Annotated in this window: 20 protein-coding genes; 8 read left to right on the top strand and 12 right to left on the bottom strand. The window is 33.7% G+C overall.

Going from position 1 to position 22,674, the window contains the following annotated elements:
• Nucleotides 1–165 precede the first annotated feature (165 nt).
• Together ISP08_RS02205 and ISP08_RS02200 are read left to right on the top strand one after the other, a co-directional pair.
• A complete protein-coding gene (locus tag ISP08_RS02205) occupies nt 166–1,764 on the top strand; it encodes a BCCT family transporter (RefSeq protein WP_195719208.1) in 1,599 nt (532 codons plus the stop codon).
• Nucleotides 1,765–1,833: 69 nt separating this feature from the next.
• Complete coding sequence (locus ISP08_RS02200) at nt 1,834–2,619, top strand: putative hydro-lyase (protein WP_195719207.1); 786 nt, start codon at nt 1,834–1,836, stop codon at nt 2,617–2,619.
• 35 nt (nt 2,620–2,654) lie between these two features.
• On the opposite strand, the gene ISP08_RS02195 is transcribed toward ISP08_RS02200, so the two are convergent.
• Together ISP08_RS02195 and ISP08_RS02190 are read right to left on the bottom strand one after the other, a co-directional pair.
• Nucleotides 2,655–3,224: a sugar O-acetyltransferase gene (locus ISP08_RS02195; RefSeq protein WP_195719206.1), complete on the bottom strand. Its 570-nt coding sequence runs from the start codon at nt 3,222–3,224 to the stop codon at nt 2,655–2,657.
• 22 nt (nt 3,225–3,246) lie between these two features.
• On the bottom strand, nt 3,247–4,440 hold the full coding sequence (locus ISP08_RS02190) for a DUF819 family protein (RefSeq protein ID WP_195719205.1): 1,194 nt from the start codon (nt 4,438–4,440) through the stop codon (nt 3,247–3,249).
• A gap of 188 nt (nt 4,441–4,628) precedes the next feature.
• Here ISP08_RS02190 and ISP08_RS02185 point away from each other — a divergent pair, with 188 nt between their 5' ends.
• Nucleotides 4,629–6,050, top strand: a complete 1,422-nt coding sequence (locus ISP08_RS02185) for an SLC13 family permease (RefSeq protein WP_048793847.1) — start codon at nt 4,629–4,631, stop codon at nt 6,048–6,050.
• Nucleotides 6,051–6,163: 113 nt separating this feature from the next.
• Nucleotides 6,164–6,370 carry a hypothetical protein gene (locus tag ISP08_RS02180; RefSeq protein ID WP_048793846.1) on the top strand — a complete coding sequence of 69 codons (207 nt, stop codon included), beginning with the start codon at nt 6,164–6,166 and terminating at the stop codon, nt 6,368–6,370.
• A 338-nt stretch (nt 6,371–6,708) separates the two neighbouring features.
• On the opposite strand, the gene ISP08_RS02175 is transcribed toward ISP08_RS02180, so the two are convergent.
• Both ISP08_RS02175 and ISP08_RS02170 read right to left on the bottom strand, forming a co-directional pair.
• Nucleotides 6,709–8,598, bottom strand: coding sequence for an FtsX-like permease family protein (locus ISP08_RS02175; RefSeq protein ID WP_195719204.1), 1,890 nt, complete (start codon nt 8,596–8,598; stop codon nt 6,709–6,711).
• A complete protein-coding gene (locus ISP08_RS02170; RefSeq protein ID WP_195719203.1) occupies nt 8,588–9,349 on the bottom strand; it encodes an ABC transporter ATP-binding protein in 762 nt (253 codons plus the stop codon). The genes ISP08_RS02175 and ISP08_RS02170 overlap by 11 nt, the downstream gene beginning before the upstream one ends.
• A gap of 272 nt (nt 9,350–9,621) precedes the next feature.
• Between ISP08_RS02170 and ISP08_RS02165 the strand changes: the two genes are divergently transcribed.
• Nucleotides 9,622–12,003 (top strand): heavy metal translocating P-type ATPase, encoded by a 2,382-nt coding sequence (locus ISP08_RS02165; RefSeq protein ID WP_195719202.1) that lies wholly within the window; start codon nt 9,622–9,624, stop codon nt 12,001–12,003.
• A gap of 27 nt (nt 12,004–12,030) precedes the next feature.
• Nucleotides 12,031–12,237 (top strand): copper chaperone CopZ, encoded by a 207-nt coding sequence (gene copZ / locus ISP08_RS02160; RefSeq protein WP_048793842.1) that lies wholly within the window; start codon nt 12,031–12,033, stop codon nt 12,235–12,237.
• A 49-nt stretch (nt 12,238–12,286) separates the two neighbouring features.
• Here the strand turns inward: copZ and ISP08_RS02155 are convergent, their stop codons facing one another.
• Together ISP08_RS02155 and ISP08_RS02150 are read right to left on the bottom strand one after the other, a co-directional pair.
• Nucleotides 12,287–13,450 carry an aminotransferase class I/II-fold pyridoxal phosphate-dependent enzyme gene (locus ISP08_RS02155; protein WP_195719201.1) on the bottom strand — a complete coding sequence of 388 codons (1,164 nt, stop codon included), beginning with the start codon at nt 13,448–13,450 and terminating at the stop codon, nt 12,287–12,289.
• A 225-nt stretch (nt 13,451–13,675) separates the two neighbouring features.
• Entirely contained in the window at nt 13,676–14,428 is a 753-nt protein-coding gene (locus ISP08_RS02150; protein WP_195719200.1) for an aggregation-promoting factor C-terminal-like domain-containing protein, read from the bottom strand.
• A gap of 566 nt (nt 14,429–14,994) precedes the next feature.
• Here ISP08_RS02150 and ISP08_RS02145 point away from each other — a divergent pair.
• Nucleotides 14,995–15,291 carry a hypothetical protein gene (locus tag ISP08_RS02145; RefSeq protein ID WP_195719199.1) on the top strand — a complete coding sequence of 99 codons (297 nt, stop codon included), beginning with the start codon at nt 14,995–14,997 and terminating at the stop codon, nt 15,289–15,291.
• A 104-nt stretch (nt 15,292–15,395) separates the two neighbouring features.
• On the opposite strand, the gene ISP08_RS02140 is transcribed toward ISP08_RS02145, so the two are convergent.
• The 6 genes from ISP08_RS02140 to ISP08_RS02115 all read right to left on the bottom strand — a co-directional run bounded on the left by ISP08_RS02140 (nt 15,396) and on the right by ISP08_RS02115 (nt 21,392).
• Complete coding sequence (locus tag ISP08_RS02140; protein ID WP_048793838.1) at nt 15,396–16,439, bottom strand: PTS sugar transporter subunit IIC; 1,044 nt, start codon at nt 16,437–16,439, stop codon at nt 15,396–15,398.
• 153 nt (nt 16,440–16,592) lie between these two features.
• Complete coding sequence (locus ISP08_RS02135; RefSeq protein WP_195719198.1) at nt 16,593–17,018, bottom strand: 6-pyruvoyl trahydropterin synthase family protein; 426 nt, start codon at nt 17,016–17,018, stop codon at nt 16,593–16,595.
• A gap of 72 nt (nt 17,019–17,090) precedes the next feature.
• A complete protein-coding gene (locus ISP08_RS02130) occupies nt 17,091–17,633 on the bottom strand; it encodes a M23 family metallopeptidase (protein WP_195719377.1) in 543 nt (180 codons plus the stop codon).
• Between the two features lie 255 nt (nt 17,634–17,888).
• Nucleotides 17,889–18,641 carry a trypsin-like serine peptidase gene (locus ISP08_RS02125; protein WP_195719197.1) on the bottom strand — a complete coding sequence of 251 codons (753 nt, stop codon included), beginning with the start codon at nt 18,639–18,641 and terminating at the stop codon, nt 17,889–17,891.
• A 253-nt stretch (nt 18,642–18,894) separates the two neighbouring features.
• Nucleotides 18,895–20,397: a CoA transferase gene (locus ISP08_RS02120; RefSeq protein ID WP_195719196.1), complete on the bottom strand. Its 1,503-nt coding sequence runs from the start codon at nt 20,395–20,397 to the stop codon at nt 18,895–18,897.
• A 140-nt stretch (nt 20,398–20,537) separates the two neighbouring features.
• Entirely contained in the window at nt 20,538–21,392 is an 855-nt protein-coding gene (locus ISP08_RS02115; protein ID WP_195719195.1) for a fructosamine kinase family protein, read from the bottom strand.
• Between the two features lie 203 nt (nt 21,393–21,595).
• Here ISP08_RS02115 and ISP08_RS02110 point away from each other — a divergent pair, with 203 nt between their 5' ends.
• The gene (locus ISP08_RS02110; RefSeq protein ID WP_195719194.1) at nt 21,596–22,660 is read left to right on the top strand and encodes a quinone-dependent dihydroorotate dehydrogenase; all 1,065 of its coding nucleotides are present in this window, start codon (nt 21,596–21,598) and stop codon (nt 22,658–22,660) included.
• Nucleotides 22,661–22,674: the final 14 nt, after the last annotated feature.

The raw sequence follows: 22,674 nt of genomic DNA, 5'->3' as shown, positions 1-22,674 counted from the left end.
AAACAACTTATATTCCTTACATTTATTATTTAAACCTCTACTTACTTTTTCAAACTATTAATCCCGTTACTTTTAATATTAAATATAATCATTATGTATATGTTTATATTGTGTAGGGTAATGAACATAAAACGATAAAAATGCATAAAGGAATGAATAGTAAATATGAACGATAGAGCAAGGAAACATAAATACATAGTTTATTCAATTTCAGTAGCTATTATTCTAATCGTTACTTTAATTGCAGGCATATTTCCTAAACCATTTGGCAGTTATGCCCAAACTTTATATTCTGCTATTACAAACACGTTCGGTTGGCTATTTCTAGTCATTATTTTTATTTTAGATATTTTCCTAATTAGTTTAGCTGTTTCGCGCTATGGACGCTTTAAATTAGGTGATGATAATGAGGAACCCGAATTTTCTCTTATGTCATGGATTGGGATGTTATTCTCAGCTGGTTTAGGTGTCGGCATTGTCTTTTGGGGTGTGGCAGAACCACTCTCTCATTATTTACATTCGCCATTCCCCAGCAAAGCATCAGGAGAATCAGCCGCTTCAGCGCGTTTAGCTATGGGTTACACATTTTTCCATTGGGGGATTTCACAATGGTCAATATTCGCTATAGCTGGTTTAACTGTAGCCTTTTTCCAGTTTAGAAAAAAGCGTGATGGTCTAATTTCGACTGCAATGGAACCTGTATTTGGCGAAAGCTATAAACGACCTATACGTAATATTATTGATATTTTGGCAATTATTGCCACAGTTATGGGTATTGCAACATCAATAGGTTTAGGCATTATGCAAATCAGTGGCGGTTTACATCACGTTTATGGCGTCCCTAATAATAATTTCACAAAAATCTGTATAACATTATTAATGGTTATTATATTTTTAGGGTCTGCAATTACAGGATTAAATAGAGGAGTAAAATGGCTTAGTAATATTAACATTGGTTTAGGTGCTATCTTACTTATTTTCATACTTATTTTTGGTGATTTAAGATTTATTTTAGAATCTTACACCTTAGCAATTGGAGATTATTTACGTCACTTTGTCGAATATAGTCTACGAATAAGTCCATACACCGGTCATAATGCTTGGATTCAACAATGGACTGTATTCTATTGGGCTTGGGTAATTTCTTGGTCTCCATTTATTGGCGGCTTTGTAGCAAGAGTATCTAGAGGTAGAACAATACGAGAGTTTGTAATTTGCGTGCTTATTGTCCCACCTTTAATCTCATTTGCTTGGATCGCTGCATTTGGGGGTACTGCCTTGAAAATTGCCTTAACACAAAATGATAATATTGCTCAACTTGTAGATAAAGATTATACGATAGCCTTATTCGAACTTTTATCTAAGTTCCCACTTGCAGATATTACTAGTGCAATAGCAATAGCACTGATATATATATTTATTATCACGAGTGCAGATTCTACAACACATATCGTAGCAAGTATGGCTACTGGTGGTCTAACACATCCTAAGACGATTCATAAAGTTATTTGGGGCGTATTGATTGGGGCTGTATCTATTGCAATGACATTAGCTGGTGGATTAACAAGTCTACAAACTGCTTCAGTGGTCACTGGTTTACCTTTTTCAATTATATTATTACTCATGGTGTTCTCAATCATGAAAGCATTAAGACGTGAGCCTATAGAACACTTTGAAATGACTTATATTGAAGACGATAAGGATTACTCTATTCCGTTAGAAAAACGTGAAATGGAAGAAAACGAAGATAGACATAAAGATTAGCGCCCTTAACACACATAGCCGCACATGGATTTGATATAATAACGTTATACAATTAAAGGGGATGGTAACATGGATTTAAGTCAAGCGTCGCCTAGTAAAATTAGACAATATATTCGTGAAGGGCAACTTCAGGGACATACAAGTGGTTTAGCAAAAGGCTATGTACAAGCGAATGTGGTGATATTACCTTCTGCATATGCATACGATTTTTTAAAATTTTGTTTTAGCAACCCTAAAACCTGTCCATTATTGGATGTATCTGAAGTCGGCGATCCTTCATTCCCAACTTTTGGTAATTCGGCGGATATTAGAACAGATGTAGCCAAGTATAACGTTTATGAAAACGGCACTTTAGTCTCTTCGCCTACCGATATCAGTCATCTTTATACCGAGGATTTGGTAAGCTTCTTAATCGGCTGTAGCTTTACATTTGAACATGCCTTATTAGACGCTAATATCCCGGTACGTCATATAGAAGAACAGCACAATGTACCGATGTATGTTACAAATATACCTGCAACTTCTAGCGGCGTATTTAAAGGTCCAATTACCGTAAGTATGCGTCCTATGACAATGCAAGAAGCTATTAGAGCGACTGAGATTACGACGCACTTCAAAAACGTTCATGGCACACCTATCCATATAGGTAATCCACAAGCAATAGGTATCGATAATATTAATAAACCAGATTTTGGAGAAGCTGTTTCTATTTATAATAATGAAGTCCCTGTTTTTTGGGGTTGTGGCGTTACACCACAATCAGTAGCATTAGAAGCTAAACCTTCATTAATGATTACACACGCTCCTGGTCATATGTTTATCACAGATGTAAGAGACAGTGACATGTCACATTAAGAAAAGCGCAATTTCAGTTGAAATTGCGCTTTTCTTTAATTTTCATTATCGTTTATAGATTTAACAACTTTTGCCGGTGCTCCGATTACAAGTTGGTTGTCACTAATACTTTGCGTCACAATACTACCTGCACCTACAACTACGCCATCGCCAATAGTCACGCCAGGCAAAATGATAACATTTGCGCCTAACCAAACATTGTTACCAATAATAATAGGTAATGCTTGTTCTAAACCTTTATTTCTCGTTATTGCATTTAAAGGATGATTAGCCGTATATAAACCACATTTAGGTCCTATAAAAGTATTGTCACCTATAGATATCGATGCACAATCCATAAGGTAGCAATCGTGATTAATAAATACGTTATCTCCGAGCATTATGTTGTAACCATAATCAACCATAAACGGACTTAGTATTTCTATATTACTATAAGCATTATTAAACAGTGAATTTAATATTTTGAGCCGTTGCTCTATATCACTCGGTTTAGTATGGTTTAAATCAAAACATAAATCTTTGGCTCTTATCCTTTCTTCTTTTAAAGTATTATCATAGTTAGCATCATACCACTCGCCAGCTAACATTTTCTTTTTTTCCTCCACTTTTAAGTCCCCCTAATAGTCATTACAACGAAAGTAATAAATGATAAATAAGTGTTCCTGCATAGTTACCGATAATGTAACCTAACGTCCCTATAATTAAAATCGGTCCGATTAAATTGGTCCATCGTTTCCCTATTGCTAATGCTGCTGCAGTAGTTGGACCGCCAGCAGTAGCATTACTAGCTAACAGTATTTCTTCAATTTTAAAATGGCATAATTTGCCGACAATTAAACTAAGTCCTAAGTTAAATATTAGTATGATAATGACAAAAACAAACAATAAAGGTGCTGTTTGTATAATCGTAACAAATGATGCAGGAATACCTATAACAACAAAGAAAATATATATTAGAAATGTTCCTATTTCCGATGCGCCAGCTAATTTTTCAAAGAAATCTCCCCAAATAGCCACCACAATTAAAGTGAACGTCGTTAATAATAAATACTGATCGCCAAAGAATGACACGATAATCGTTAAAAAGGCGTTACTCTTTGGTACCCACTGTTGTATTAACTCTGATAATTTAAAACTTACTGCTACCAATGCAAAAGCAGTTGCTACAGAAATTGCAATATCTAATATTTGAATCTTTTTCGGTTCCCAAAAAGATTGTTGTTCTTCATCTGTAGTTGTACCTTTATAGTCAGTTTTAAAATACTTTTTGACCACAGGCATGGCAGGTATTGCTATAAGTAATAAAAAGTAAAGCGCCATTACGCTATTATCTGCGACAACTGTCGACGATATCATATCTTTAGGTGTGTCTAGTTTAGAACTGATAGCCGCAAAATTCACGCCGCCACCGATATAACTACCTGTCATCATGGCCCCAATTTTTTCTAAATATGGAATCCATTTATGTAAAGTTAAAAACCCAACAACTACTCCAATCATTGTTCCTACTGATGCAATTAGAAAAATAACTAATAATCTTCTACTTTCTTTCCACACCTTTATAATGTTCGAACCGAATAACAATAAAGGAATAGATAAAGGTACAATATAGTCCCATACGGTATCATATACAGGTGCCTTCGTTGGTATTATTTTAAAATTGGATAATAACATCGCACCTACTAATGCAATGATTGCACCAGATATCGTACTAGCCCACTTATAACGTTGCTCAAGAAACAAACTTACCGTTGCCCAAATTATAATGATTGCCCATAATACCCATGTATCATCTTTCGCAATTACCGTATTTAACACCATTAGCGTCACCTCTTCGGTTTTATTGATTACAATGATTTGAATTAATTTATTCTATATTATCAATGAGTATCATGATTTAATCAACTTTTCAGAATATTGTAAAATTAATTCACATATTATTGTGCTGACAGTAGTTAATTGATATTCTTAGTGGTAGCAGTTTCATAAAACAAAGGGGGACGTTTTATATGAAACAAAAAATAGGATTAATACTTGGCCCAGCCTTATTTTTAATTTTCTATTTTATTCCTGGGATTACAGGTCTCAGTGATGCACCGAGAGCAGTATTAGCTGTGACTTTATTTGTAGCGACTTGGTGGATTACGGAAGCTATTCCTATTCCTGCAACTTCGTTATTACCACTAATCCTTTTACCATTAACTGGTGGTACAAGTGAAAAAATTGCAGCTTCTGCTTATGCTGATCCTATTGTTTTCATGTACATGGGTGGTTTTATTATTGCCATTGCACTAGAAAAATGGAACTTACATAAACGTATTGCGATGACAATAATAACGATGATGGGATCAAACAGTAACCGGATTATTCTAGGTACAATGATAGCTACTGCATTTATTTCAATGTGGATATCTAATGCCGCTACGGCTCTGATGATGTTACCGATCGCATTAGCACTAATTGAAGAAATTAAAGAAGCAAAGTTTTTATCACCTGAGTCTACCCATAAATTTTCTAAAGCATTATTATTAACAGTTGCATATTCCGCTTCCATTGGTGGTTTGGCAACATTAATAGGTTCTGTACCGAATGCGGTATTTGCAGCTGTAGCTTCTTCAAGTTTACATAGAACAGTATCATTCGCTCAATGGATGTTGTTTGCTGTACCAATCACAATTGTTTTATTGGCAGCATTATACTTCCTATTAACTAAATGGTTATTCAAAATTGAAGATGCGGATCAAGTATCTTCTGACTTTGCCAAAAAAGAGTTACATGATTTAGGTCCAATGAGCATCGAAGAAAAACTTACTGGTATCGTCTTTTTATTCGTTAGTATTTTGTGGATTTCTAGCAGTATATTACCTGCATCATTACATTTATCAGATACTGTAATTTCTATGAGTGGTGCTGTATTACTTTTCTTAATACCTGCTAAATCTAAAAAAGGCGGTTTACTCGTTTGGGATGACTTATCCAAACTTTCATGGGGCATTTTAATTTTATTTGGTGGTGGCCTTTCATTAGCTGCCGCATTTGAAGATTCAGGTTTAACAAAATGGATGGGTGGTCTATTAGATATTGTTAAACCATTACCACTTGTGCTAATCGTTATTATTTTGACGACAGCAATTTTATTCTTAACAGAAGTAATGTCAAATACTGCTGTGTCTAATATGTTAATGCCGATTAGTATTGGGCTGGCTGCTGCTATTCACCAAGATGCATTCTTTATCATGGCAGTTGTAGCACTTTCATCTACATGTGCCTTTATGTTACCTATTTCAACGCCACCAAATGCTGCGGTGTTTAGTTCAGACGAAATAGAAATGAAAGATATGATTAAAGCCGGATTTATTTTGAATATATTTACAATAATCATTATTTCCTTATTCGTTTACTTCTGGCTACCAATCGCTTTTGGTATCTAAACCACCATAATATACTACTAAGGTTTGATACAACTTCTATACTAAGGACGCATGATATTATTGTATTAAACAGTTACAATATATATATCAAGTATTTAAAGGAGTTATTAATTATGAAAACATTATTAAGAGGTGCCATTGCAGTATTATTAATACTTGGAGCTATCAAAACGTTCCAAGAACACGATGTAACTGAAGACGCTCATCATTACTACAATCAAGTTAAAAATGGCGAGATTTTGCAAAATGTTGAAAACATAAACTTCAAATCATTAAAGAATATTGATTTTAAAGATTTAAACCCAGCTGACTTCTTTTAAAGCTTTATTTTATTAAGGGAATACAGCACCTAAAACAAGTTTTTAAACTCCTATTCACTTACTTTTCATATATATAAGCAAAGACTGATGACACTTAAAAGAGACGTTAACTATAAAATGGTTAGCGTCTTTTTTTTAGTTATTTTTAAGACAACCTTGCTACAAACTCATCGTACCTATAATCATTTTTAAACATTATAATAGCCCATCCCAAACAATAAATTAAGGCGATTTCTATGTTATTAACAATAGAAATCGCCTATTTATATAAAAGAGATAATATTTATTTTCTGGAGGAACAGTTAAATTTTAAATTGGTAGTAGCGTCACACTAGTCATCAAATTGAATGTTTAACTATTCGATGAGAATGTATAAATGCCATTATCGCAAATATACAGTAAATAATTGAGTAAGCTATCATTACAATATAAACAGGTGTTAACGTACTCGAGCCCATTAATTTCATAAATGCTAAGGCTGCAAATAATGAATGTAATAATGACACCACTAAAGGCATACCAAAATTAAATGCTACTTTTAACGCTAAGCCTAATGTCATATCTTGATGCGTGTAACCCATTTTTCTTAAAATACGGAAGTTGCCGATTTCATCTTCAGTTTCATCCATTTGTTTAATATAGATAATACAACCAGCTGCAACTAAAAATGCTAAGCCTAAGAAACTTGTTACAAATAATAAAATACCTGTACTTTGATCTGCCTGTTTCTTAACTTCTCTTTGAGATGGTAAATTAGGGTTAATTTTATGTGCTATCTTTTCAGCCTGTGTCATTTGTTTATGATTAACAATATCAAATCCAGACTGTGTTCTCACGTCTTCACTATGTTGTTTTAAATCATTATATTTGTCCTCACTTACTAATAGTACTGGGCTATTAAACGATGTTTGTGTTGAAAATTCAGTCGTTTTACTTGTAGATGTCACTTTAAAAGCATGTTTTTTTGACCCTTGTACTACAATGTCTTTATTAAGTTCCGGATGTATGTCTGGCCCTGTTATTCCCATGTTAATTAGTTTAGCAGTGTTTCCTTTAACATCTTTATCATGGAAATATTTATTACTAGTCACTATCATCGTTTCAACATTGCTATACATTTGAGGCGCATTTAATACATTATCTTTTAACAACTTAGGTGTTGCAACTTCTTTATATTTTAACTTGTAATTAATATTGTGTTGCTTTAATTGTTCTGCAAACTTGTCAGCTTGCTTTGGTTTTTCAAACGTAAAATCTTGTGGAGAAGATGAGGCAATTTGATTACCTAATTGCACTTTACTGAGGGCGCCGAAACACAAGATAGTAACTGTCACGGCAGAAATAGTCGCAATAATTGTAAGCGACAAGGCATTCTTTTTCATACGGTGCATAATTGATGACGTAAATACTACATCTGTAATAGAAACATGACCTTTTTTCATACGTTTAGCCGTTTTAAATATGAGTGATACAGAGCTTCTAAAGAATAAATAAGCACCCACTACTGTTAAAGCTAAAATAATAAATGGTAATATCATTGCGGCCCCAAGGAATTTATTGAACATTTCTGTAGATAAGTAATAACCAATAAGAATCATTACAATGCCTAACACACCTGAAATCGTTTCTATAAATGTAACTTTTGGATTTTTGACATCTGATTTTGATTGATCACTCATCATTTGTAAAATACTACGTTTTTTAATAAATATATAATTTTGGCACATGATTAATACAAACGCTAGTACAAGCATCAAAATAGTTTGGAACAATGCTTGAAAATGGAAGTTAATCGACACACTCGTGTGTACATTGAGTACTTTAAGTACAATCATTAATAAAATTTTTGACCCAAATATACCAACAATCAATCCGATTATGCCTGTAATAACAAACATTGCCATTTGTTCAATCATCAACATGCGCATAATATTCTTTTTAGTCAGACCAATGAGTTGATACATGGCGAATTCTTTAGTACGTCGTTTAATAAATAAATGACTCGCATACATTAAAAAGATAATAATTATAATAAATAGAAAGTATGCACCTGTCGCAGCGCCTTTTTTAATAACGACAGTTGAATCGGCATTGTTAATGCTATGCGTGTACTTTAATGTAACGAAACTAAAGAATAAAACAATACTAACGATTAATGAAAAGATATACATTCCATAATGTTGTATATTTTTTTTGAAGTTTTTCAATACTATTTGATTAAACGTCATTTGTTACACCACCTAAGGCAGTTTGCATATGAATAATATTTTTGTAAAATTCATTATTTGTATCGTCGCCTTGGTATATTTCTGAATGAATACTGCCATCTTTTAACATAATAACTCTGTTAGAATAACTTGCAGCTACTGGGTCATGCGTAACCATGACAATCGTCGCACCGAGTTGCTTATTCATTTCTTCTAATCTATACAATAAGTCTTGTGCACTTTTTGAATCTAATGCACCTGTAGGTTCGTCGGCAAATATAATTGAAGGTTTATGCACGAAAGCACGTGCTGCTGCAGTACGTTGTTGTTGCCCACCTGAAATTTCATTTGGATATTTATGTCCTATTTCGCCTATACCTAAAGTTTTTGTTACTTCTTCATAGTTTTGCATCATTGTTGCTTTTGACAAGTTTTGTATAGATAAAGGCAACATAATGTTTTCTTTTACCGTTAACGTATTAAGTACACTATAATCTTGGAAGATAAAGCCCATTTCTTTTTTTCTAAAATCAGCCAATTTTTTATTACTCATTTTATTAATTTTTTGACCTTTAATTTCAACTATCCCACTCGTAATATAATCAATAGAACTTAACACGTTGAGCAACGTCGTTTTCCCTGAACCTGATGGCCCCATTATTGATACGAATTCCCCTTCTTCAATAGAGAAATCTAATCCTTTTAATACTTCTTGACGTTGATGTCTATTTCCATATGATTTTGTTAAACCATTTACGTTTAATATAGACATAACACACACTCCTTTTATCTAATTTGTAAGTTTATTGTAAAAAAAATTTGCTGTGATTACGTTCGTTTGACCTAACAAATTCTCCTCCAAATATGACAAAAATGTCACTTTGGCCATCTGTATCTTCCATTACGTTTTATTTCATCGTTTATATCTTATCATTTTCCTTAACAAAGGTAATAAAAATTCCAAACAGCTACGTTGACTTTTATACCTACTAGGGGTATATTGAAACCTATAAAGTTACTAAATTAACAAGGAGGTGCTAATCGATGAGTACTCATAAAAAAGACACACTCGCAATTACGGGTATGACGTGTGCTGCATGTGCAAACCGAATAGAAAAGAATTTAAATAAACTAGATCAAGTTACTGCTACGGTAAATCCATCTACCGAAAAAGCCACTGTTGAATACGATGCTCAACAAAATTCATTAGCAGACATTACACAGACGATACAAAAGACTGGTTATGATGTTGTAACTGATACTATTGAATTAGACGTATTTGGTATGACATGTGCTGCATGTTCTACACGTATTGAAAAGGTACTTAATCGTACACATGGTGTCCAACAGGCCACTGTCAACTTAACTACCGAACTAAGTACTGTCACATTCAATCCTGAAATCATATCTTCAAGCGAGTTAATTAAAAAAATTAAAAATATAGGTTATGATGCTCAGCTTAAAGCGAATTCTAAAGACAAAACATCTCAAAAAACTAAAGAATTACACCATAAATTAATTAAACTATGTGTTTCAGCCGTGTTATCTATACCATTACTATTGACGATGTTCGTACACTTATTTGGCTTACCGTTACCTCATCTATTTATGAATCCATACTTCCAGTTTGTATTAGCCACTATCGTACAATTTGGTATAGGCTGGCAATTCTACACTGGCGCTTATAAAAGTTTACGTAGCGGCTCGGCAAATATGGATGTCCTTGTTGCTTTAGGTACTACTGCCGCATATGGTTATAGTATTTACGAAACAATCAAATGGATTATCCAACCTAACATTACGCCTCATTTATATTTTGAAACGAGTGCCATATTAATTACATTGATACTTTTCGGTAAATATTTAGAGGCCCGTGCAAAGACTCACACGACACAAGCTTTAAATAAATTACTCAGTTTACAGAGCAAAGAAGCACGTGTTATTCGGAATGGTACTGCTCAGATGATACCAGTAAGTGAAGTTGTCGTTGGCGATATAATCGAAGTTAAACCCGGTGAAAAAATACCAGTAGATGGCACTGTAACTAAAGGCCAAACTGCGATTGATGAGTCTATGCTTACCGGAGAATCATTACCAATTGAAAAAACGACAAATGATCAAGTTATAGGCGCTACATTAAATAAAAATGGCGCAATTACTATGGAAGCTACACAAGTTGGTGAAGATACTGCACTTGCTTCAATTATTGAATCTGTAGAAGCTGCTCAAGGTTCTAAGGCACCTATCCAACGTTTAGCAGATGTTATTTCTAGTTATTTCGTCCCTATTGTCGTTGGTATTGCTATGATTACCTTTTTAATTTGGATTATTGTCGTCAATACCGGGCAATTTGAACCTGCTTTAATCGCTACAATATCTGTACTTGTTATTGCCTGTCCTTGTGCTTTAGGATTAGCCACGCCAACCTCTATTATGGTTGGTACAGGTAAAGCTGCTCAAAATGGTATTTTATTTAAAGGTGGAGGACATATAGAACAAGCACATAAATTAGATACAATTGTCTTTGACAAAACAGGAACATTAACTAATGGTAAACCCGAAGTCACTGACTTTACAGGTGATTTATCAACATTACAACTTGTCGCAAGTGCCGAATATTATTCTGAACACTCTTTAGCCGAAGCTATTGTAAATTATGCAACACACAAAGAACTTACATTACTTGAAAGTACAAATTTCGAAACAATACCGGGCCACGGTATTCAAGCGACCATAGACGACAAAGAAGTCTTGATAGGTAATTTAAAACTAATGAACAAACATGGAATAAGCGTAAATCATGTACAAGATGACTTATCTTCCTTTGAAAATGAAGGTAAAACGACGATGTACATTGCAGTATCGGGTACATTCGCTGGTATTATAGCCGTAGCAGATACCGTAAAATCAAATGCCAAACAAGCTATCGCGCAATTACACGCGTTAAATATTAATGTAGTGATGTTAACCGGCGATAACGAGCTTACTGCAAAAGCAATCGGCAAGCAAGTCGGTATCGATCATGTAATTGCAGGCGTTTTACCGGAACAAAAAGCTAATGAAATAAAGCAATTACAACAAAACCGTACTGTAGCAATGGTCGGTGATGGTATCAATGATGCACCTGCATTAGTCCAAGCACAAACTGGTATCGCTATAGGTACAGGTACCGAAGTTGCTATTGAAGCAGCTGATATCACTATTTTAGGTGGCGATTTATTACTCATTCCTAAAGCGTTAAAAGTGAGCCAATATACTATTCGCAATATCAGACAAAATCTTTTCTGGGCTTTCGGATATAATGTTGCGGGCATTCCTATTGCTGCAATTGGCTTGTTAGCCCCGTGGGTAGCAGGTGCCGCAATGGCATTAAGTTCTGTCAGCGTTGTTACGAATGCTTTAAGATTGAAACGTATGAAGTTATAATCTTATACTTTAAAGGAGGTGATTAATATGGCTACAAAAACAATTCAAGTCGAAGGTATGAGCTGTGAACATTGTAAAAGTGCAGTGTCAGGCGCTTTAAATAATCTAGATGGTGTATCACAAGCTGATGTTAATTTAGAAGCTGGTACCGTTGAGGTCAATTATGATGACGCCAAAGTTGATGATGCAACAATGGCTGAAGCTATAGAAGATCAAGGATATGACGTTAAGTAAACATTCACAGAAAAGCACGTTCCTATAACATTATAGAAACGTGCTTTTTTTATTGTTGATGATATAACGATTGTAATGATTTGAGTCTAGCAATCGCTTCTTTCAATTGTTCGTCGTCTAATGCTAACGACATTCGAACATAGTGTTTGCCATTTTGTCCAAATGGTATGCCCGGTGCTACAAGGATAGACTGTTCTTGTAATAAGTACGATACAAATTGTTCACCATCATAATTTGGAGGGGTTTGCAACCATAAAAATATACCCCCTGCCATTGGTTCATAAGGTATATTAACTTCGTCTAACTGTGCTTGAATATAATCTCTTCTATTTCTAAATTTAATATTTTGTTGTTCTAAAAAGTCGTCATAATTATTGAGTGCATAAGTTGCAGCATCTTGCAAAGCGCCGAACATACCGGCATGTGTATGCGATTGATACTTTTTTAATGCCCGTATTATCTCTTTATTTCCTACTGCAAAACCAACTCGAAAACCAGACATATTATAACCTTTAGAAAGAGAAAATATTTCAACCGCTAAATCTTTAGCCCCTTCAGTTTGCAAAATACTTGGGTTTTTAGCGTCAAAGCCGAATGCACTATAGGCAAAGTCATGTACTATTTTAGTTTTAGTTCCTTTAAATTGTTTTATTGCATCATCAAATACTTGTTGTGAAGCAACAGAACCCGTAGGATTGTTAGGGTAAGTAAGATAAACTAACTTCGTGTTAATTAATGTATCATTACTTATTTGTGTCCAATCCGGTAAATAATACGGTGGTGCTAATGGTAAAGTCTTAGGTATGCCATCAGCCAATTGTACACCTGCTAGGTAGTCTGTATATCCGGGATCAGGTAATAGTACATTTTCTCCAGGATTAACTATACAAGTAGGCAATCCTACCAGACCATTTTTTGTACCGTATAGAATACACACTTCTTCTTCAGAATCTAACTCCACACCATATTGTCGTTGATAAAAATTTACGATAGCTTGTTTAAATTCAACTTTCCCGTGAAATGCAACATATTTTTGATTTTCAGGTTGATATAGTGCATTTGCAAAATGATCTAAAATACCTTTAGGCGTCTCGCCATCCGGTATCCCTACAGCCATATTAATTAACGGTAAAGGTCCATGTTCAATTTCACGTCCCATTGTTTTACCAAAATAGCTTTCTGGTATTTGAGCTAATCTATCAGATATAATCAATACAACTACCCCTTCCATTATATTTACCAAATGTGTACTCAATAAATGCCAGCACATACTGTGCTGTTAAACTTTCAAATTAAGATTAAGTTTAACAAAAAGCGTTCGAGTGTCAACTTCATTATTAACTATAAATCATTCTTTAATTTTTATAGAATGAAAATAAAAAAAGCTAAGACATCTAACTATGTCCTAGCTTTTAAAAATATTTATTTTAACTAAATCTTACCACCAGTTGTTTTTGCTACGGAAAGATACAGCTGCGTCAACTGAACCATAACGTTGATTAGCGTAGTTGATTAAACCTTTAGTTTGTGTAGCTACTGAACCAGTTCCCCAAGATTCTTTAGTTTGTCCTAAGCCTCTGTATCCTAATTCGTTAACAGCGTTAGGGTTACCACTTGATTCTGGTAAAACGATAGTGTTCCAAAGCGCTTCAGTACCACCTGCAGCTAAGAATTGAGCTTTAACAGATCCACCAGTTGATGCTGATGAAGATGATGAAGAACTTGAAGTACTTTGTGTACTTTGTGTACTTTGAGTTGTTGTTTGTGTTGTTTGAGCACTTTGTGTAGTTTGTGCTTGGCTAGTAGAAGCTTTTGGAGCTGCTACAGTTTTAACTTCAGCTTGTTGAGAAGTTGTTTGTTGTGGTTGAGCAACTTGAGCTGAGTTGTTGTTTGTGTATGATGCTGAAGCATCTTGTTGAGCATCAACGTGTCCGTCTACTGACCAAGTCCATGTGTTACCATTTGATTGGAAGCTGAATGAATGACCAGCGTAGTTGAAGTTATAGTTATAAGCGCCAGCTTGTACTGGGTGCTCATTTAATTCTGATGAGTTGTTTAATGCTAATTCAGCTAAGTGCGCTTTGTTTACGTTACCTTCTGAAGCGTGTGCTTGGTTATGGTCACTGCTTGCTGCGTAACCTGTTACTCCTAATGCTACTGCTAATGATGATACTAATACTGACTTTTTCATAATTAAAAATCCTCCAGTTATTTTTGTTAGTAAAACTATATTTGAATTTAATAAATTTCGTATGTGCTAACTTAAAAAAATAATGTATTGCTTTTTCGACAAGACATAATATACCACAAAAAATCTTCATTTGTATTACACGTTAATAACAAAACATTTACAAAACATGTAAATTATATGACAACAATATCGTAATGTAACAATCTGTAACATTGTTCGATAAATTTAAACCAACTTAATAGCAAGCAATTTACCTATTTATAAACTTATGCGACAGTATTCGTCGGAATTTTTGTTATTATCAGAAAAATTACATGACATACTTTTATTACATTCTTGTAATATAATAATTTGCACGAAAATTAAGTTACTTAATAAAAATCAGTCAAATTTCACCCTAAAATCTAAAAAATAAAGTAAATTGAGCAAAGATATTGTGTAAATTACTTTGTAATAATACACTATAAGTGAAGATATTAGTTTGTAGCATTTATTAACGAGAAGTATTCAGCATTTAAGCAAGTTGGAAATGACTCCACGTTACCATTTGAAAGGAGGATTTTGTTATGACTACTTATAATGATACACGTTTACGAATTGACAAACTTTACGAAACACGGTCTCCACGTATTTCTACTATGATTGATGAAGGTGGACTTGGTGCCGATCGCTATTATGACATTGAAAAGTACAAACTGAGTCAATTGTCTGACGACCAACTATATAATTGGTATAGTCACAAAAGTGATATCGAGCTTGTTGAATTGTTAGAAGAATTAGTAAAAGATAATACTAAAAATACTAACTATCATTTAATTAGACCACTAAAATTAGTCATGTTAGAAAGAATGAAACAACTTTAAAAATATCGCTTATACGCTTATACGCTTAACTAAAAAGATGGACGTTCTCTAATTGATTAGAGAACGTCCTTTTTATTTTTCATTATTGGGATTATAAGTAATAATTACGCTAAAAATTTGAATATTTCTCTATCATATAATTTAAAGATTTTCATATAGATAGCATTGACCGTGAAGCCTACAATAAACGGTACGACAAAAAATGCTATAAACACTAATAATAACCTCATCAATGGATCAGCTTCCATTAATTTAAAAGCACTAATTGGACCTATCAAGCCGATTATTCCAAACCCAGCCGATTCCTTCGTGCCACTAATTTCTAATAATCCACCTACAAAACCTGAAATAATAGCTGTTGTAAATACTGGAAGTAAAATCATAGGGTGTCGAACCATATTGGGCATCATCATTTTCACGCCACCTAAAAATATCGTTAATGGTACGCCTGCTCTATTTATTTTAATCGTCCCGGCTACTAATGCCGCTTCACAGGCCACAATACCTATCGATGCTGAGCCAGCCGCTAAGCCTGTTATACCTATAGCTAATGAAGTTGCTACTGTTGAAATTGGAGATATAATAAGGAAACTAAAGACGATAGCGATTAAAATTGACATTAATATAGGTTGTAACTCAGTAAATGTATTAATAAGATTACCTATACCTGTAGTAATTAATTTTATGTATGGAAGTATCGTGACGCCTATTAAACTTGCTGAAACACCGACTAACGTTGGTAAAAATATTAATCCAAGGCTACCAAAGCGATTCCCAATTATTAAAATAAACAAAACTGCTATTGCAGCCGTAATCATAGTATTAATTAAGTCACCTACACCTACTAACACTACCGCTCCATTTTTAAATTGTGCAACGCCACTCCCAACAAAAGCAGAACTTGCTACGACAGCCGTTGCTAATGGTTGAAGCTTAAATTTCATTGCAATTAAAGTACCTACCAATAATGGTACGGTAAATTGAATGGCAAGGACTATTTGTAACGGGGTTTGAAAGATTGTATTTTTACTTGCTAAAAATTTTAATAATTCTCCTAGAATTGCGTTAGGCACAAGGCCTGCTACTATCGCAATTGCTACACCTGATAAAACATTGTATAAAAATTGTTTAGGACTGATTTTTTCCATATAAAATCTACCTCCTGGTAAAATATAAGATATAATATACCATGTATCATTTATAAAAAAAATAGTTATTAAAATTTTTATACAAAATTCACACCAAATATTAGCCCCTTACAAAATTAGCATTGTACATTTTGTAAGGAGCTAAAGTTTAAATTATTGCATGTCCTCTGCTGTGAGAACTAAACCTTGTGTTTTATTTTCATAAAATGTTAACTTTTCTAATTTATTGCCTTCAGGTATAACTCTAGCAAATTGGTCCCATATCCATAAAGCAATATTTTCGGCAGTTGTATTCATTGTAGGTAACGTTGCGTTTACTAATTGATTATCTAAATAAGGCGCAATGTATTCGTCATAAATTTTATCCACTTCATTAAAATCTAACGCCAAACCTAAGTCATCAATCGGCGATAAGATTTCAACATCGAATTGATAAAGTTGATTCTTTAAATCAATATGCTTCGTTTTCGAAAAATATATTCGGTTATCGCAAGTAAATTGAAAGTAATTTTTTATTCTGACTGAGGCATTTTTATATTTAAATTGTTCGGGTGGATGTACATTATTTATATCAGACATACACAAATCCTCCTTAGCGTATTGTTCTAATATATTTACCCTTTATTTCGATAACTAAAGATGTGGGCACTATCACAATTCGTAAATACTATGCTCTTTATCGGGTAGTTTATCTATAAACGGTTTGGGGTCTTCTGCATATTTATTTCCCACTCCATTTTTCATCCTTTGAAAATGTATGTGTGGCCCTGTAGTTTGTTTACCTGTATTCCCAGATAATGCAATTACATCTCCTGGCTTAACTTTATCTCCAACTTTGACCTTGTATTTATTAAGGTGCATGTACCATTGATGATATTGACCATTATTTTCTGCAATTTGTAATACTTTGCCACCGTACTCATTATCAAACGTTCGTGTAACTGTTCCAGGTGTAACAGCTTTTACTTTAGTATCTTCTGGCACACCATAGTCTATACCATAATGTTTACCTTCACTACTCAATTCTTTATTTTTATAGTCACCAAATGATTCAGTTTCCCTACTTTGTTGTTTAGAAATAAAGTCATTAAATTCAGCTGATTTTTTATCTACACCTATATTGTTTTGAAATGTATCATCCAAATGATGCCTGACATTACCAATATTAAATGTGTAGATAATGATAGGCACCATTATAATTAATATCCAAATACACGCTTTTATTATGCTTTTCACTTACTTAATCATCCCTTATATAAATAGATCGGATTATTAAGTATACTTTTCTACTATATTAAATGCGAATAATTTACACTTTATATAGTAGAAACTAGCCATATTTTATAATGTTAGACAAATTAAGTATTACTTTCTAGTTAATATAACGCATCACTATGTGTATCTGTACTATCAAACAATGTTTTTATTATTGTAAATAAATAGCTATTGTTAACTATTATTATCTTTAATGAATTTTAGTACGTCCCCAGTTAAAGGAATGGCATTATTACTTTCATTTTCAACGCCACCATAATGTAATGCTATCAACTCATTGTTATCGTTAAATACACCTGAACCAGAGTTACCGCCATATGTACTGGCATCATATGTCATACTTGAAGCACTATTTGATAAGATCTTACCTTTACTTTCCCACATTGTCGCAGTAGGTTTATCACCTGGATAGCCAGTTACTGTCATGTTATCTCCCTTTTGTTCTTGAGTTGGGTCACCAATAGTAACCGGATCAACTACATCACCTAAATGTTGGCCTTTGTCATTGGTTTTAAAATGAACTACTGCTAAGTCAGCATCCCCGTCATATTGCTCACTACTTTCTTCTTCAAATTCTCCATATGGGTATGTAGAACTATCAGAGGCCGCCGGTGCAAATTTCATGTTGCCGTTAGATAAGTCGGTCACGTGTTTATTTGTCAAAATGGTATTTTTTCCTATTACTACTCCTGTTGCAATATTTTCACCCATATCAACAAACCCTAATGATTGGTAATGCCCACTCGTAGTCTCAGTTATTTGGTGTCTATCTTCATTCGGTAATATAACCCTAACGTTAGGCTTATTCGATTGTTGTGTGTTTTGTGTATCATTATTAGTCGCAGCTTTAATATTATGGTGACTGAAATTAATTACAGAAGAAACAGCTAATACCGTCGCTAAACTTGTTATTACTTTTTTTGACATAATAAAAACCTCCTAATTTTTCTTATTACTTAATTTATATTTAATACGAAAAATAATCAATCGTTTTATAAAATTAATTTTAAAACATAATTACTTTAATAAACATTAGATTTAACAATTACGAGGAAAAACTATAATCAAATTACTAAGTACTGTTTAAATAGCTAAAATAAAAAGCCCGTACTTTGAAAAATAGTACAGGCTTTTTAAGAGAATTAAATTTCATTTTAAATCTTTAGATAATTACCAAGCATTAACATTTTAGCCATTCAGGTTTACTTGCCCCTCTTGGCGTTAATGTATATTTATATTCTCCTGGTGTTTCAGTCATTTCCACTTGATCAGTGACGCCAACATAATGACCTAATGGCGTATCGTCTTCGAATTGATCAGGACTTACTATGGTATGTTCATCGGTAGAATTATAAGTGCTAGTTACATAGTTTTTATCAAAAATACCTAGGGATAACAGATATAATGAAATACGACTTAGATTAACTTGAATTTTATAACTGCCACCTTCTTGCGCTCTTCTTTCAAGTGCTTTAATGGCAGCAGTTTCCATCAACCAAGAAATAACATAGTCATTGACTACAACGATTGGTGGTAATTTAGGTTTATCAGGTGTGCCTTCTAAATCCATAACGCCTGTTACACATCCAGCCGTTTGATCAAAACCATTTCTGTCTGACCACGGTCCTTCTTCACCATAACAACTAACTGAACAATGAATAATACCAGGTCTTTGTTCTGCTAATTCATGTGGCGTTAAATGTTTTTCAGTCATAAATCCGCTACGTTTATTCAAAAAGAAAATATCGGCGTCTTGTAATAATTCATCAAATTTTTGTCTGTGCGCGCGTTGGTTATCAATATCTAAATACGTTGAGCGCATGCCAATATGGGAAGTTAAAAGTAATGATTCTTCTTCAAATTCAGAAGGACGCCACACATTCAATACATCGGCTCCATGTAATGCTAAACCACGACCAAGTCCAGCCCCTGCAATTACATGACCCATCCCAAGTGCACGTATGCCATCTAAAGGTTGAGAAGGATTACTAGTAAAAGGTTCCGGATCAGATTCACCAATTTTTTCAATTGTCACTAATGGATTTTTAGCTATATATTCAAATTGTTCTTCATTTAAAAATTCTGGAACAGAGCGCACGACAGGCATCACAACACCATTTTCGGCAGCTTTCTCTTCTAAGTCATGTGAATGCCATTGTCTAATAGCATGTGAAATTGATTTTTTATTTGGCAGTGCATTTAACAATTCTAATGTATGTCTTTGTGCACTAGGATAAGGATTTAAAGGCATAACCCAGCGTCCATCTTTTGTTTGGTAGAAGTCAAAACGCGTAGGATTATCGGGAAATATTTGGGCTTTTGCTGCAAAACCATTCACTGTTTCCCACTTTTTTTCATAAAACGGAGAAAGTCTTTTTAATGCCTTTCTTATATCTACTTGAATATCTTGGCTAACTCCCGTTCTTGTCTTCCATAAAGATGCAATAGCTACCGATTTAGCTGCCAATCCAATTCCCGCAAGAGAAGCGATTTTCAAAGTACTCGGTTGTATAGGGTCTTTACCGTAAAATTCAACCTTGCCTCCTGTGTCATCTATAGAATAGCCAATACCGTTTAATACATTTTCTAATTCTTTATTAATGTTAAAATCATCTTGTTCGGCTGACTTGATACGTTGATTATAATTATTTAACAAAGTTTCTTTTAGTCTTTTACTATCCATCTAACTCCTCCTAGTATTTATTACTCCTAAGATAATAATTCTACTAACTTATGTATTTTGCAATTTTTCCGCCTATATATTTTTTGTTCACACAAAAATAAAGGTTGAGATACCGTCTGTTATCTCAACCTCGTAATTTATTAATTTAAAATTTTTGCCATCGAACGATCGACGCTCGTAGCATACATACCACCAAATTTTAATAAGTGAATCATTAAAATATATAACTTATAAAATTCCATACGGAACTCTGCACCTTTAGCTAATGGGAATTGTTTATTATATTCTTCATAAAATGCTTGATTAAAACCACCAAACACAGTAGTGATGCCCATATCAAACTCTCTATCACCATATAACGGGGCGGGATCAAATAAAGCAGGTTCCCCATCGGCTAGAAACATATGGTTGCCTCCCCACATATCCCCGTGGAGCAATGAAGGTTTACTATTATGTTCTTTTAAAGCCTTATTGATGACATCTTTAACTTGGTTAAAGGTATCTACGTCGTCCTCTATCCATAATCCTTTATCTACTAGCGCTTCTTGTAATGGTACTAAACGTCTTTCAACGAATAATTCTTGCCATGTATCACACCAACTATTATCGAATGAAATATCGCCACCTTCATGTGGCATTTCAAACCCAAATTTACCGTCAGATTGTTGTTGACTATGCATTTTAGCAACCAATTTTGCTAAATCCCGTTGGTCTCCACGTCCAGCTTCTTGTAAATAGCTTAATAATAAATAAGCATCGTTATCTATTTGACCGTTACCCTCTACGATAGGTGCTTTGATACCCGCTTCTTCAAATTTTTTCAAACCTGCAATTTCCGCGGCATAAAAATCTGCCTCTCTATTTTTTTGTACAAGTAAAAAATAAGTATCATTGTCTGTCTCTACTATATATGCATCATTAACATCGCCTCCACTAACCGGGGAAATGCTTTTAATATTATTTAGTGGAAGTTGTTCTTGCCATGATTGATTCATAACATCCCTACTTTCTTTCACGTCATATATTTATAATATTACCTGTTTCCTCACTTGTTAATCTCATTGCTGCAACTTCATTTACAAGATAAGTTAACTATTTGCTTATAGTAACTTTATTTTACCTTCCATTTTATTATAGAATAAAGATAATTATTAAAGCTAAATTGTATTTTCAAAATCAAATTATTGGAGCGTAATCAATGTATAAATTAATGAAACCTTTATTATTTAAGATGGATCCTGAAGAGGCTCATGGTAAAACAATTAATGCACTTAAATTAACACAAACTCATCCGTTAATGTTATCAACTATTAAACGTTTTTTTCATTATGAACATGCATCACTAACACAGCATATTAAAGGCATTACATTCCATAACCCAATTGGCCTTGCCGCAGGTTTTGATAAATCTTGCGAAGTACCAAAAGCACTTGAAATGGCAGGATTTGGCGCAATAGAACTTGGAGGTATAACACCGAAGCCACAAGATGGTAATCCTAAACCTCGCATGTATCGTTTACTTGAAGACGATGCATTAATAAACCGCATGGGTTTTAACAATCTGGGCATGAATAAAGCCTTAAGTAATTTAAGACGTTTTGCTTACTCATTACCTATAGGACTTAATGTAGGTGTTAATAAAACCACGACATACGAAGCAAGATATCAAGATTATATTAAAGTTATTGATACATTTAAAAATGATGTTACATATTTTACAGTCAATATTAGTTCACCAAACACAGCAAACTTACAAAACTTTCATGACAAAGATGAATTTACAATGTTGTGCCAAGCAATTACCGATTATAAGGAACAACATCACTTACAAATTCCAATATTTATAAAACTTACTTCTGACTTACAAACATCAGAATTAAAACACATATTACCTTCAATTGTTGAGACTTTTGATGGCATAGTATTAGCAAACACAACTCAGCATAGAGATAATTTGGCATCACCACATAAGAATGAATCTGGTGGCTTAAGTGGTAAACCACTATTTGAACGTAACTTAGAACTTATCAAATGGACTTATAAAGAGACTAATGGCGACTTCTTAATCATTGGTACAGGAGGAATCTTCACTACAGAAGATGTCATAACTATGTTACGTAGCGGGGCATCCTTAGTTCAAATTTATAGTTCACTCGTATTACAAGGACCTGGACTAACTAAAAAAATAAATAAAGAACTGGCTACTTATTTAGCTCAACACAACTATAATAATGTTAGCGAAATTATTGGATTAGATGTATAAACTTTATCTATTTA

Origin of the sequence: Staphylococcus lloydii, from assembly GCF_015775975.1 — a bacterium.
Lineage (GTDB): Bacteria > Bacillota > Bacilli > Staphylococcales > Staphylococcaceae > Staphylococcus > Staphylococcus lloydii.
Note: the sequence above shows the minus strand (reverse complement) of the source record. Positions and strands in the feature narration are given on the sequence as shown.

Excerpts from the sequence above, each read along its gene's own strand:
- ISP08_RS02125 (WP_195719197.1), bottom strand. The coding sequence starts at position 18,641 with ATGTCAAAAAAAGTAATAACAAGTTTAGCGACGGTATTAGCTGTTTCT.
- ISP08_RS02200 (WP_195719207.1), top strand. The coding sequence starts at position 1,834 with ATGGATTTAAGTCAAGCGTCGCCTAGTAAAATTAGACAATATATTCGT.
- ISP08_RS02170 (WP_195719203.1), bottom strand. The coding sequence starts at position 9,349 with ATGTCTATATTAAACGTAAATGGTTTAACAAAATCATATGGAAATAGA.
- ISP08_RS02185 (WP_048793847.1), top strand. The coding sequence starts at position 4,629 with ATGAAACAAAAAATAGGATTAATACTTGGCCCAGCCTTATTTTTAATT.
- ISP08_RS02145 (WP_195719199.1), top strand. The coding sequence starts at position 14,995 with ATGACTACTTATAATGATACACGTTTACGAATTGACAAACTTTACGAA.
- ISP08_RS02180 (WP_048793846.1), top strand. The coding sequence starts at position 6,164 with ATGAAAACATTATTAAGAGGTGCCATTGCAGTATTATTAATACTTGGA.
- ISP08_RS02130 (WP_195719377.1), bottom strand. The coding sequence starts at position 17,633 with ATGGTGCCTATCATTATCTACACATTTAATATTGGTAATGTCAGGCAT.
- ISP08_RS02190 (WP_195719205.1), bottom strand. The coding sequence starts at position 4,440 with ATGGTGTTAAATACGGTAATTGCGAAAGATGATACATGGGTATTATGG.
- ISP08_RS02175 (WP_195719204.1), bottom strand. The coding sequence starts at position 8,598 with ATGACGTTTAATCAAATAGTATTGAAAAACTTCAAAAAAAATATACAA.
- ISP08_RS02150 (WP_195719200.1), bottom strand. The coding sequence starts at position 14,428 with ATGAAAAAGTCAGTATTAGTATCATCATTAGCAGTAGCATTAGGAGTA.
- ISP08_RS02110 (WP_195719194.1), top strand. The coding sequence starts at position 21,596 with ATGTATAAATTAATGAAACCTTTATTATTTAAGATGGATCCTGAAGAG.
- ISP08_RS02165 (WP_195719202.1), top strand. The coding sequence starts at position 9,622 with ATGAGTACTCATAAAAAAGACACACTCGCAATTACGGGTATGACGTGT.
- ISP08_RS02120 (WP_195719196.1), bottom strand. The coding sequence starts at position 20,397 with ATGGATAGTAAAAGACTAAAAGAAACTTTGTTAAATAATTATAATCAA.
- ISP08_RS02140 (WP_048793838.1), bottom strand. The coding sequence starts at position 16,439 with ATGGAAAAAATCAGTCCTAAACAATTTTTATACAATGTTTTATCAGGT.
- copZ (WP_048793842.1), top strand. The coding sequence starts at position 12,031 with ATGGCTACAAAAACAATTCAAGTCGAAGGTATGAGCTGTGAACATTGT.
- ISP08_RS02115 (WP_195719195.1), bottom strand. The coding sequence starts at position 21,392 with ATGAATCAATCATGGCAAGAACAACTTCCACTAAATAATATTAAAAGC.
- ISP08_RS02205 (WP_195719208.1), top strand. The coding sequence starts at position 166 with ATGAACGATAGAGCAAGGAAACATAAATACATAGTTTATTCAATTTCA.
- ISP08_RS02135 (WP_195719198.1), bottom strand. The coding sequence starts at position 17,018 with ATGTCTGATATAAATAATGTACATCCACCCGAACAATTTAAATATAAA.